Source organism: Hallella mizrahii (assembly GCF_009695775.1).
GTDB lineage: Bacteria > Bacteroidota > Bacteroidia > Bacteroidales > Bacteroidaceae > Prevotella > Prevotella mizrahii.
In genome coordinates, this window is the sequence record NZ_VUNG01000042.1 from 22,145 (window position 1) to 34,847 (window position 12,703).

The following is a 12,703-nucleotide window of genomic DNA, read 5'->3' on the forward strand; positions in this document are numbered from 1 at the left end:
AAGGAGAGACAACCATGAGAAACAAGATTATCCTACTTGCCGTTCTGGCACTACTGGCTTTAAGGATAGATGCCCAAACCATCACCCATTCTTTTCGCAATACCTCCATGTCCGATGCCCTGCGCTATCTGAGCACCGCCACCAGACACTATATCATCAACTTTGCCTACAACGATCTTGAGGACTTCAAGATCACGGCCGACGTGCGCAACCAAAGCGTACCCGACGCTATCCGGCAGATCATCGGCTTCTACCCCATCGCCATGAAAGTGGTCAAGGGCGAAGGGCAGGACAGCAAGGGACATGCGCTGCCCGATATGATCTTCGTGGAGTGTACACAGAAAGAAAACCATAAGCTCACGGGACGTGTCGTCGACGAGAGCGGACAGCCCATGGAGTTTGTCAATGTCGCCGTGCTCAGCCCGCGCGACTCATCGTTCATCAATGGTGGCGTGACCACAGCAGCCGGAGACTTCGTCATTCCCTGCAAGACCACCGACGTCCTCGTCAGCCTCACCAGCGTGGGCTACCGACGCCTCGTCCGTCATATCACTACAGCCCATGCCGGTGTGCTGACCATGCGCCCCGATGCCTACCAGTTGAAAACTGTAAACGTGAAAGGCCGCCGAAAGGTGGAGCACGAGGACCGCAACGTCTACACGTTCTCCGACGAGGAGGTGAAAGCGTCACGAGAAGCCCAACAGCTCATTGCCACGCTGCCCGGACTGCGCGTCGACGTTCTCAGCGGGCAGCTTGCCACCCTCTCTGGCAAGCCGCTGACAATTCTCGTCAACGGCATTGAGGCCAGCGACAACGACCTGAAAGCACTGCAAGCCAAAGACATCCGTAACGTCGACTACTATGTGGTGCCACCGGCCCGCTACGCCGATGCCGGTACCGTGCTCAACATCCACACCCGTGCCGCCGAGAACGGCTACGCCACAGGCTTCGACGTGATGCAGGGTACGAAGGCGGGATTCAACAACACCAACGTCTACGCCAAGTACAACCACGGCCCACACCAGTTCTCACTCGACTATCGACTAGAACTGCGCAATGCAGCCAACTGCGACGAGCAGGATACCTACACCTTCAAAGACGGGGACAAGCGGGCTACCTACGACTATAGTGGTACCTACCACTTCGGCTATGCTCATCACGACTTCAATCTGAAGTATCTCTTCACACATGGCGACAGCCTGAACTTCCAAGCGAAGTTCACGCCCACCATCTTCACCTGGTTCTGGAACAGCGACATGGCCATCAACGCCAGTGGCAACCCACTATGGGCCAACGGTACACAGGACAAGCGACAACGACGCAACAGCTTCTCGCCATCGCTCGACCTCTACTTCGACCGCAAGTTGCCCGGTGGACACGAGATCATGCTCAACGCCGTCGGTACCCTCTTCCACAACAAGCAGCATGTGCACAACATCCAAAACGACGAGACCCAGCAAACCCTCGACGACGACATGCGGCAGCACAACAACAAATACTCGTTCATCGGCGAAGCGGCTTACACCAAGGACTGGGGTCGCACGCAGCTCGCCCTCGGCTACCGCGCCGCGCTGGCTAAGTCGGATTACCGCATCACCAACATCCTCTCCGACTACAAGGAATACGACTACAATGCCACCGACGACAAGCACTATGCCTATGCACAGCTCAACGGCAGCATCGCCAAGATCGGCTACCGCGTAAGCCTTGGCGCCACCTATATCAATACGAGCAACGACGACACGCACTTCCACAAACTCTACTTCACGCCCGACGCCCTGCTCTCCTACAACGTGAAGAACGGTGCCCTGCGACTTCGCGGCAAGATGTCGACCATCACGCCGAACATCTCCAATCTGAGCAACAACAGCACGGTGACCATCCCCGGACTGCTCTACTCGGGCAATCCCTGGCTGAAGAGCGCACTCGACAAGCAGATCGGGCTCACCTACTCGCTCAACCTGCCTTGGCTGAATATGGATCTGACAGCCGACGCCCGCAAGATCGACGACGATTTCAGCACCTATTACCAATGGCAAACGATAGACGGCAACCGCGTCATCGTGGGACGCGACGAGAACTACGACTACCTGCTCAACTATGGTTTCTCGGGTACGCTGACGCTCAACCCGTTCAGCAACAACCTGCTCTCGATTGGATTGGAGTGTGGCTACCGCTGGCAGAAAGAGAAGAGTGAGATCATCGGCACACATCACCACCAATACATGCCGTTGGCCTGGACCGTAGACTTCCGCAAGGGCTGCTGGGGTGCCGAATACTATCAGTGCATTCCGCACAAGCAACTCAACGGCAGCTTCATTAGTTCGGCTGAGAACACGCAGAACCTCATCGTCTACTACCAGAAGAAGCAACTGATGGTAGGGCTGGTGTGCATCTTCCCCTTCGCTGCGGCTAAATACCACAACAGCATCCTCGACAACGATGTCCTTGACCAACACGGTTGGAACCGCGTCACCAGTCAGAAGCGCACCTTCTGCATTACCCTGAGCTATAACCTCTTCTCAGGTAAACAAAACAACGACGAGAAGAAACTCAACAACAAGGACAACGACCAGGGGTTCTTCTAATAAGTTAGGGAAAGCCGATGAAAAAGTGACCCCAGCTTACAGTTTGTGCCATTGCGCCAGCTTACCCAATAACAGAGACAGACACAAAGAAAAAGGGCACCTGCCACTCCGCGAGGATGGCAAGTGCCCTATATTATATTTTCAGGTATGGTATCAATATTGCTGAGGGATGTACTGCGACTTAACAGTATCATAGACCTTCATAGCAGGCAAGCCGGTGACACGCTTCGACGCCTTATCCAGTTGCTTCGGAGTAATCTGTAGATAACTAGCCAAGCTTTTAGTGGTCATATCCTTATCCTCTATATGATTGAGAATTGTATCGAATAAGTAGGAAAGGAAGAGACTATCCACTTGATGATAGTCGGCGCGATTGCTAATGACATGTTCCTGTACACCTGTAAGGTGACGGTGGAACTGCTTGACGACATTGGATCTTAGTGCACGTCTGTAGCGTTTTCTATATCCGAGAAGCCGATACAAATAGAAAGCGTCTGCAACGATGAAAACCAGCGCAGCAACGACAATGATAAATGGAATACCCAAAACACCCAAATCGACGCTATCAAACAGAGACGCTAAAAATACCCAACCTGACATAATTCTAAAATTTTAAATGAAACATAAAGAACGACTCACAGTGTTATTTCTATTACCACTATTCGTCTTAACACGCTGCAAAGTTAGGTATTTTCCCTCAAGAACATGATTTCATTTTCGGGATAAAACTTATCAAAAGTAGGATTTCTTTAAATTTCTCCCTATCATTTCCATGCATTACTTTAGCGTAACATACAGTAAATCAATACTTTTACAATGATAGATTACTAATGATAATCGTATTATTGCCGTACCCCATATTCTGATTTAACAATCGACACCACCTTCATTGCCGGCAAACCTGTTGCCTTCTTGGAAGCTAAATCCAGTTGGCGTGTCGAAATCTGCATCTTGTCGGCCAACTGATCCTTCGTCACGTCCTTATATTCTAAATGATCGATAATGCAATCAAAGAAAAGGCCAAGGAAAAGATTGTCGAAATTTTGATTATTACTTTCGCCACTATACTTTGGATTATTCCTATCGATGACGTGGCGGTGGAACTGATGAACAACATTGGAGCGCAATGCACGCTTATTATTCATTCGGGCCCGCACGACACGACCCAAATAAACTGCATCAACTACAATAAAAATCATCCCCAAAATCAACAGGATCACAGGACCATTCATGGACCTCATCTCCACGCCATCCATCAGGGATCTTAAATAAACTAAACCAGACATATAACTCAATATTAATTAATAATTATGCTATTTTAAAACCAGATATAAATCCAATAAGGGAATTAGGGCGGCAAAGGTACATATTTTAATTAAAATAAAAGCTATCTTATTGAATAAAAATCCGCGCTTCAACGATTTTTTTCTTTTATTGATCCTATCATTGTCGACCATAAAAACATAGTAAATTACTGATAATATTGATATTATATATGATATATTTAAAGATTTCAAACAACAACATTTTCACATAAATACAAAAAAGACTGAAAAAGCTTTGCTGATACTCTTTTTTTTCTTATATTTGCCCTGTCTAAGAACAAACCTATAATGTAATCATGAGCTTTCTAAACACCAAAATACATCATACACTCCTGAGACTCGCCACAGGCATAACGATTGTCATCATCTTGCCCCTTTTGTTCTCATGCAAGCATTCTGCCCCAAGTCAAACGGATCAGCATGAGCGCATAAGCCTGGACAGTCTGGCCGCTACCTACACAAGCGTGGACAGTCTAAGGCTGTTGCAAAAGAAAATGGAAAGAGAAGGAAACACGACAGGCAGCATGATCGTGCAAAGACACATCGGCAATCTTTTACGCCTCGACAACCATTTCTCCCAAGCTCTGCAAATCCACTCCGACTGCCAAAGCCGCGCTCAGGCGGCCAACGACAAACTGGAATGGATACAAGCCACTAACGAGATCGGTACCGACTATCGCCGGGTTTGCATTTTCTGCATGGCCCTGCAATACCACTATAGAGCCTTGACGACCAGCAACAGTTACGCTGACACCAGCTACATCGCCAGAAAATGTAAAGCTGCTGCGCTCAATGGTCTGGGCAATGCCTATCTGGCATTACGCAATTACAACCAAGCCGACAGCATACTGAAACAAGCCTTGACAGAAAACAAAGCAATGAATTCTATCGACGGCATGGCCACCAACTACGCCAATCTGGGTATTGTCTATGAGTGCAGAGGGAAGAAAGACTCAGCCTGGAGCTATTACAAAAAGTCGATGTACTACAACCAAAAAGCCCACAACGTGATGGGCATATCACTCTGTCACACCCACTTCGGATCTCTCTATGAGCAAGAAGGAAAAGACAAGCTGGCCCTCCAGGAATACCAAACCGCCTATCAACTGATGAAAAACTCAAAAAGCGCATGGTATATCCTGCCTTCACTCATAGCCCTTGCCAAATACTATGTGCACACCTCACAGTGGACTGATGCCAACCGCCACCTGGTCTTGGCACGCGACTTAGGAGAGAAAAACCACCTTACCGAATATCTGGTCGACATCTATAGCCTATATTATAATTATTACAAACAGCAAGGAGACTACCGCAATGCCCTGCTGTTTCATGAAAGAGCCAAAGAAGAAAAAGACAGTCTCATCGACGAAGGCCGCATTGACCATATACAGAGTGTCAGCCTGAACATCGTGGAAAAGACAAATGACACGCTCCGGCAGGAGCGCTCTTCCCGCCAGCGCGCCTATACTATATTTGTGATCATTCTCGAAGTTCTGATTGCTGCCTTCATCATACTTCTCTACTCCCAAAAGCTACGCAAGCAGACTATGAAAGGCATGCAGCATGTGTCGGACTTGCGCGAAGACTTCTTCGCCAACATTGCCAACGAATTCCGCACACCGCTTACCATTATCTTAGGACTAACCCGCTCCCTGCAAAGTGATTCCCATACCCTGGACAGCACTAAGGAAAAAGCCAAGGCTATAGAGCGCCAAAGCAATACCATCCTCTCGATCATCAACCAAGTAATGTCCTCCAAGAAACTCCCGACTGTCGTCAAAGATGAAGAATGGCGGCACGGAAACATCAGCCTTTTCATGGAAATGATATCACAGTCCTATCAGGATATAGCAGAGCACAAAGGCATCAACTACCAGTTTATCAAAGAAGCAGAAGTAGAAATGGACTTCGTACCCGAATACGCGGCAAAAATCATGAATACACTGCTGGCCTATGCCTTCAAATACACCTCCAGAAACGGAACGGTTACCGCTACTATCAGTCGTGAGAAAGATACTCTGCATCTCACCGTGAGTGACACGGGGATAGGCATGCCAGCGGAAGTGGCAAACAAGGTCTTCACTCCTTACTTCCTGGAAGAAGGCAATATAAAAGACATAGACACCTGCATCGGCCTCTCGGCGGTCAAGCAGATTGTTGACATCGCAAAAGGCGACATCTCTCTGCAAAGCGACTTAGGAAAAGGCACCACCATACACGTCACCCTCCCCATCCACAGCGATTATGCGCTCTCTCCCGATACGCAACAAGCTACAGCGCAAGTGGAGGAGAAAACGGAAGAAGAGGCGCCTTCCAACACCCACAGCCAAGAAAAAAAACAACACCTGTTGGTCATCGAAGACAACAATGACATCGCCAACTTCATCAACTCGATATTTATCGGCCAATACGACTTGAGCTTTTCCGCCGACGGCAACGAAGGTCTTCAAATGGCCATGGACAGCATTCCCGATCTGATCATCATAGACGGATCCATCAAGAGAGTCGATGGACTGGAACTGTGCCGACAGATACGCTCCAACCCCGTTATCAATCACATTCCCATCATCATGATCACGGCAAAGGTGACCGAGCAAGACCAACTGGAATGCGCCAAAAACGGTGTAGCCGCCTGTCTGACCAAGCCCTTCACCGCCGAGGTCCTGCACACACATGTCGACAACCTGCTGAAAGGCCGGGATCTGATATTGAAGAAGTTCGCAGAAATATATGAAGAGCGGAAAGTCAATCCCATGGAAAACACGTCTTCACAGACAGCAGCCAATCTACAATTTCTGCATAAAGTCACGGAAACCATCTACCAGCTCACTGGCAGTCGAAAAGAGGTGACCGTGGCTGTTCTTGCCTCAAAGATGTGCATGAGCACCAGCCAGTTCTATCGCAAGATGGTCACCATGACGGGTATGACACCTACCGCATATATACAGCGGACAAGAATCAAGAAAGCCATGAATCTCATCGACAGCCGAGAAGGCATCAGTATGGCCGACGTCGCCGATCAATGCGGCTTTGACGCTTACCCCAACTTCGTCAGGTCTTTCAAAAATGTGTGCGGCATCACCCCCACCGACTATCGGAGAGGAATAGATACCAAAAAGTAAACATACACCCATTTGTTTGCGTTAACAACATTGAAATATTTGTTAAACAGGCACATAGAGAGCACCAATTGTGTTAAAGAGACAATAAAAGACAAGCGCCAAGTAACAATTTTACCGCATTTTTATTATCTTTGTAACGTCTTCATTCGTTTTGATGTATTGTTGTATGGTACACTCATCTCACTGCAAGGAATCCGTTTCCTCTTGAAGACTTAAACCTATGATATAAGAAATAACTTTATGACATTAAGATCGGCAATAAAAACATTCGCAATATCCGCATTATTCGCTTTAGCGGCGGAGCCCGTCCTGGGACAGGACCTGCTGGCACGACAAGCCCCCATCGACCGCCGCGCCAAAAAGCTGGACTCTATTGAGGTCAGCCATTTTGCAGAGAAAGAAAACCTGCAATCGCCCGCAGCAAAGCTCTACGGCGACGAGTGGGACAACCGCTACGCACACCGCGCCACTGAACTCCCCGACTCTTTCGTCATCAACCTTCGTCATTTCTGTATGCCCACGCCGAGCCGCGTCGTCACCAGCAACTTCGGTAGCCGCTGGGGTCGTATGCACAAAGGCTTAGACATCAAAGTATATATCGGCGACACCATCCGCGCCGCCTTCTCCGGCAAGGTGCGCATCGTGCGCTACGAAGCCGGCGGCTATGGCAACTACGTCGTCATCCGTCACCCCAATGGCCTTGAGACCATCTACGGCCACCTTTCCAAGCAACTCGTCAGCGAGAATCAGCAGGTGCGCGCCGGTGAGCCCATCGGGCTGGGCGGCAACACCGGCCGAAGCACTGGCTCTCACCTCCATTTCGAGACACGTCTGTGCGGTGTAGCCCTCAACCCGGCACTGATGTTTGACTTCCGCAACCAGGATGTCACGGGCGACTACTATGTCTTCAACCGCCGTCGTTACGACTCGGAGTCTGACCTCGCCACACGTGCCCGCGGCAAGGTGGGCAATGGCGGATACAGCAGCGAGCAAGTCAGTGGCGGATATGCCGGCAGCGACAGCGGCGAGCGTATCTACTACAAAGTGGTCAAGGGCGACTCTCTGGAGTCTATTGCCGAGAAGAACAATATCTCTGTCGATCAGCTCTGCCGTCTCAACGGCTTCCGCAAGACTCAGCGCGTGCGCCCCGGCATGATCGTCAGATGCGCATAAGCATTTAATCAGATACTCCATAACAAACGGGCTCAAGCGTTTCCATCTCTTTTGGAAACGCTTGGGTCCTTTTTTATGCTCACACAGAGACACAGAGAATTCGAGAAATACACCTTATTATATATAGGGTCTATAGGATCCACGGATCACAACAAGTCAACAAGCATTTTCAAGCATGGATCATACATCTTATTAAGAAGAAAATATTCTCGATATTCGTTAATATTCTTGATACCATCGAAGATGGTGCGTTTAAAGAAAAGCAAGGCTTTCCCTTCACTAACAGCAAGAAACGGTGGGCGTTTTGAAGTGAACGCTCCGCTACGCGGAATAAAGAATATAACCGAATATCGAGAATATAATATATTCCCGATACTCGGGCTCTGTGCCCATGTCCGTGTTAGCCCTTATTACCACTTCCTGATAAAAATGTAACTATTCAGCTGCCATATCGCCCTTTGGCGATAACAAGTTGTTGATATAACAGGGTTAGTTATATAGAAGCGATTCAGGCAAAAAGGCAAGAGGACTGTTACGAGCAGAGATGCACATGCTATTCAGATTTCATTCTGGTTCTATTCTAACAAAAACAAATAGAGCCCTTGCAGTGATACAAGCGGTTTTCGTTGCAAAAGGAAGTGCCTGGGCTCTGCTTTTTTGTATTGATACAAAAGATATTTGCTTTTGAAACAAAAAAATAATTGCCAATACTGCTAATCACTTATTTTTGCAGCAACACTATCAAATCTATTTCAATTCATTCAAATTATTAAAAACAAACATGAAGTCTCACAATCATTTTCTTTCAAGGATGCTTCTTGGATTGCTGTTGTGTTGCCTCACACAGACTGTGGCAGCCCAAACGCGCCGTCCTATCGACTCCCGCCATCCGCTATGGATGATTCACATCGATGTGTGGAATTATGCCAATCCTCAGGCGATCATAGACATGATCCCTCAGGACATTCGGCCTTATGTATGTATGAACCTCTCGCTGTCATGTCAGTACGACACAAAACTAAATATCTACAAGAAGCCACAAGATGGCATCTCCACCCTGAAGTCATGGGCCACAGTCTGTCAGCACAATGGCATGTGGTTTACCTGTCAGCCTGCCAGCGGCGGTCACACCCACATCCAAGACAGCGACTTGAATACCTTTGAATACTTTTTCAAGACCTATCCCAACTTTCTGGGCTGGAACTATGCTGAGCAGTTTTGGGGCTTCGATGTGCAAGGAGACAAAAGCTCCGCCTCTCAGCTTTCCCGCATCGCTCTCTTTGCCAAGCTTGTGAAGATGTCACACCAGTATGGCGGATTCCTCACGGTGAGTTTCTGCGGCAATATGTGGTCGCACGGACTCAGTCCCCTTGGCATGCTCAAGCGCAATCGCGATCTGCTTTCAGCATGTGAGAAATACCCTGAGGCCATACTGTGGCTGTACAAGTACACCACATCGGGATGTTATTACAACACAGAAAGTGTCACTTGGGGACCCTATATCGCCGGACTTGCCAACAACTATGGTGTCCGTTATGACCGTTGCGGATGGGATGCAGACAAGAACATCCTTGCAGGAACGGACAAAAACAATATTCAGTATCCCGTATGTGCCGGTATCTCCACCGTAATGGAGCAAACATGCGTCAATGGCGGCGCTGTGTGGGATGGTCCCGAAACCATACCCACAGAATGCGTCAGTGTGGGAAGAGACACACCGACCGGTGACGGTTTCATGCGTCATCACTGGAACTTCTTCCCCGGCTTCAAGAATGTGTGGATAGACATGTGGCGCAAGGTCATTGATGGCACACTGTATATCCCGACCCGTGCGGAGGTGCTGGGGAAGACCAAGATCGTCGTGATCAATGATGTCAACAGCGGTTCCGACGAAAACAAGTATGCCGGATGGCAAGACCTCTATGACGGACTCTATAAGCAAGACGATCCCTATAACTGCAAGGCTGTCCGGTACAAGACCGGTGACGGCGCCTTCATGAACAATATGACATGGTTTAAAAAGACCGGACGCTATGGAGCCATCCCTATTGTACCCGAGCTATATGACAACCTTGCGAAGGCTATTCCCGTTCAAAAGAAAAAGTCGACAAAGTGGTACAGCATAAGTGCCAAGCAAAACGACTTTAACGCACGCTATGCTTCGGTGAGTACCGGTGACCTGTATGTCAACCGATACCGTAACCAACTCATCACCTATACCCCCTATTCCTATTTCAACAAGAAGAGAAATGCGTCGGCGAGCATACCCCTGCAATACAACACCTGCAAGGAACTTAAGCTGACATGGGGTAAACTCTCCTCGGGTGCCATACGTGAATATGCCGATCATATCAACTTTTATCTGAACAACTATCGCACAGATACGACCACGCTGGTCACGGATCTGATCACGGTCACCGGTGCAAAGTCCAAACCTTCTTATAGCTATACTGTGGGCACTGGCGTGGTATCATCTGCCTCATCGGCAAACAATCCGTCTGCCTTCATCACTGGTGAGAAGTGGAATGCTTCCACAGGCACGTATTCCATCGAGGTGCGCCACTGTGGCTCGGTCAACCTGAAACTGACATGTAGTGGCAATGAGAGATGGCGCAGAACCGACTACCTCCCCAGCACACGTCTGGCCACCCCCAAGCAGCCGCAGACCTATACCGGCCCCGTGATGATAGAGGCCGAAGACATGGACTACCGTTCCATACAGGAATGCAGCCGCGATCCTTACTATAACCATCAAAGCGAACGGGGACACCATGGTACTGGATTCGTCATCATGGGTACCAACAAAAACGGCAGTCTGCGCTATGTCTTCAACTCTCCGGCAGCACAAAGATATCGTGTCACCTTGCGCTACATGAACACCTACAAGAAAGACAATATCCGGCTGACTGCCAATGGGCAAGTAAGTTACGTAGAGTGTCAGACCACCAACACCAATGAGTGGAAAACCGTCAGCAAGGAATTCTCCTTCCAGAAGGGCAACAACTCTATCGTCATTGACAATATCAATGGCATCAACCTTTGGCTCGACCAGATGGAGCTGAGCCCTGTCGGCTCTTCGTCGACCGCCAGTTCCTCAAATACTACGACTTCTTCTGCCGTCAATTTGGTCAAGACATGGCGCAGCGGTAATGACTTCATCCCGGAGGGGTGGACGGTAGTAGACGGCGGCAACGAGATTCAGCCGGGCAACCATAGCAGTGGCCCCGCGTGATGCAATTCTATCAGGGTGGAGACATGTCCACAGCTTTCTATGTGCGCCAGCAGAGTGCCAGCAAGGCTGGATATATTGAATACAGAGATAAGAACAACTATACATTGCCTTTGGTATACGGTGAATACCAGCTTAACTGCAATGTTGCCGCATGGAAGGGGAGTCCTTATTTGAAAGTGGAAGTCTTTGACCCCTCAAATGCTGTCATCGCCTCCACGATCGTTAAGTCCGGCGGATGCGTCAATGGCACACGAAATGCCACCATTACCGGGAGCACCCAAGTAGCCTTGTCATTCTATTCCTTGGCCAAGGGCAATTACAAGCTTCGTTTTACTCCTGTCGCCGATGCTCAGGGCAATGGCGGAAATTGGCAGGAAGCACTTATCGGTAATGTCTGGCTCTATCAAAAAGGGAATCCTCTTGCCTTCAAGAATGCCAACATGGTGCCGGAAGAATGGAATATTCTCGACGCTGGCCAGAAAGTCTCTGCCGGTACTGCTGTATCCGGCCCCCGCATCTTCAAGTTCAATCAGGGTGGCTACTTACCCACAGGCCTTTATATACGACAAAGTGATGCTTCGAAAAACGCCTATGCCGAAGTGGGCACTGTCAACGGATATGGGCTCTCGCTGAAAAAGGGCAGCTACAATCTCAGCTATTACGCTATTGGCTGGGCTGGTAACCCTTATGTGAAATGTGAGGTCTCTGATGAAAGCAATCGTTGTCTGGGATCACAAATCATCCAATGCACCAACAATGTCGGCAAGAATCTGAACACGAACACCTATGGTGCCAGTTATGGTGTTGTGAATTTCTATGCCAATCACACCGGTTACTATCATTTCCGCTGGACACCAGTGGCAGATGGCAATGGAAACAGTGGTTCATGGCTGGAGCTCGTCTTCGGACATATCAAGATACAGCAAGGCTCTGCCAATGCCAAAAGCATGGTCATCGGTGTCAATGACGGCACGACAACAGGCATTGACAACGCTGTAGATGGTAAGAAAAAGCAAGACATCTGGTACAATCTGCAAGGCCAGCGAGTGTCTCAGCCCGCGCATGGAATATACATCCATAATGGTAAAAAAGTCGTCGTGAGATAGCAAGAAGAAAGATTGTATCATATATATTCATCTGAATTTTCGATTAATTTGTAGCGATAACGCAAGCTGCAAAGCCAATTATCTATAAATCAGTTTATATTTAACTTATTATGTTTTGTCATTTCATTTATTATTGTTACATTTGTAGCGGTAATCA

Annotated in this window: 7 protein-coding genes; 5 read left to right on the forward strand and 2 right to left on the reverse strand. The window is 48.6% G+C overall.

The window, feature by feature from the left end; genetic code table 11:
• Nucleotides 1–14 precede the first annotated feature (14 nt).
• A complete protein-coding gene (locus FYJ73_RS12955; protein ID WP_154535150.1) occupies nt 15–2,588 on the forward strand; it encodes a TonB-dependent receptor in 2,574 nt (857 codons plus the stop codon).
• A 153-nt stretch (nt 2,589–2,741) separates the two neighbouring features.
• Here the strand turns inward: FYJ73_RS12955 and FYJ73_RS12960 are convergent, their stop codons facing one another.
• Together FYJ73_RS12960 and FYJ73_RS12965 are read right to left on the reverse strand one after the other, a co-directional pair.
• Nucleotides 2,742–3,188, reverse strand: a complete 447-nt coding sequence (locus tag FYJ73_RS12960; RefSeq protein WP_154535151.1) for a hypothetical protein — start codon at nt 3,186–3,188, stop codon at nt 2,742–2,744.
• Between the two features lie 242 nt (nt 3,189–3,430).
• Entirely contained in the window at nt 3,431–3,874 is a 444-nt protein-coding gene (locus FYJ73_RS12965) for a hypothetical protein (RefSeq protein ID WP_154535152.1), read from the reverse strand.
• A gap of 533 nt (nt 3,875–4,407) precedes the next feature.
• On the opposite strand from FYJ73_RS12965, the gene FYJ73_RS12970 reads away from it, so the two are divergent.
• From FYJ73_RS12970 to FYJ73_RS12985, 4 genes are all read left to right on the forward strand, one after another.
• Nucleotides 4,408–7,035 carry a hybrid sensor histidine kinase/response regulator transcription factor gene (locus tag FYJ73_RS12970; protein WP_206081777.1) on the forward strand — a complete coding sequence of 876 codons (2,628 nt, stop codon included), beginning with the start codon at nt 4,408–4,410 and terminating at the stop codon, nt 7,033–7,035.
• 240 nt (nt 7,036–7,275) lie between these two features.
• Entirely contained in the window at nt 7,276–8,208 is a 933-nt protein-coding gene (locus FYJ73_RS12975; RefSeq protein WP_154535154.1) for a peptidoglycan DD-metalloendopeptidase family protein, read from the forward strand.
• A 781-nt stretch (nt 8,209–8,989) separates the two neighbouring features.
• The gene (locus tag FYJ73_RS12980) at nt 8,990–11,440 is read left to right on the forward strand and encodes a glycoside hydrolase family 98 domain-containing protein (protein ID WP_154535155.1); all 2,451 of its coding nucleotides are present in this window, start codon (nt 8,990–8,992) and stop codon (nt 11,438–11,440) included.
• Nucleotides 11,440–12,546, forward strand: coding sequence for a hypothetical protein (locus FYJ73_RS12985; RefSeq protein ID WP_154535156.1), 1,107 nt, complete (start codon nt 11,440–11,442; stop codon nt 12,544–12,546). The genes FYJ73_RS12980 and FYJ73_RS12985 overlap by 1 nt, the downstream gene beginning before the upstream one ends.
• Nucleotides 12,547–12,703: the final 157 nt, after the last annotated feature.

What these genes read in the sequence shown, in the direction of transcription:
- FYJ73_RS12955 (WP_154535150.1), top strand. Translation starts at nt 15, where the DNA reads ATGAGAAACAAGATTATCCTACTTGCCGTTCTGGCACTACTGGCTTTA.
- FYJ73_RS12960 (WP_154535151.1), bottom strand. Translation starts at nt 3,188, where the DNA reads ATGTCAGGTTGGGTATTTTTAGCGTCTCTGTTTGATAGCGTCGATTTG.
- FYJ73_RS12965 (WP_154535152.1), bottom strand. Translation starts at nt 3,874, where the DNA reads ATGTCTGGTTTAGTTTATTTAAGATCCCTGATGGATGGCGTGGAGATG.
- FYJ73_RS12970 (WP_206081777.1), top strand. Translation starts at nt 4,408, where the DNA reads ATGGAAAGAGAAGGAAACACGACAGGCAGCATGATCGTGCAAAGACAC.
- FYJ73_RS12975 (WP_154535154.1), top strand. Translation starts at nt 7,276, where the DNA reads ATGACATTAAGATCGGCAATAAAAACATTCGCAATATCCGCATTATTC.
- FYJ73_RS12980 (WP_154535155.1), top strand. Translation starts at nt 8,990, where the DNA reads ATGAAGTCTCACAATCATTTTCTTTCAAGGATGCTTCTTGGATTGCTG.
- FYJ73_RS12985 (WP_154535156.1), top strand. Translation starts at nt 11,440, where the DNA reads ATGCAATTCTATCAGGGTGGAGACATGTCCACAGCTTTCTATGTGCGC.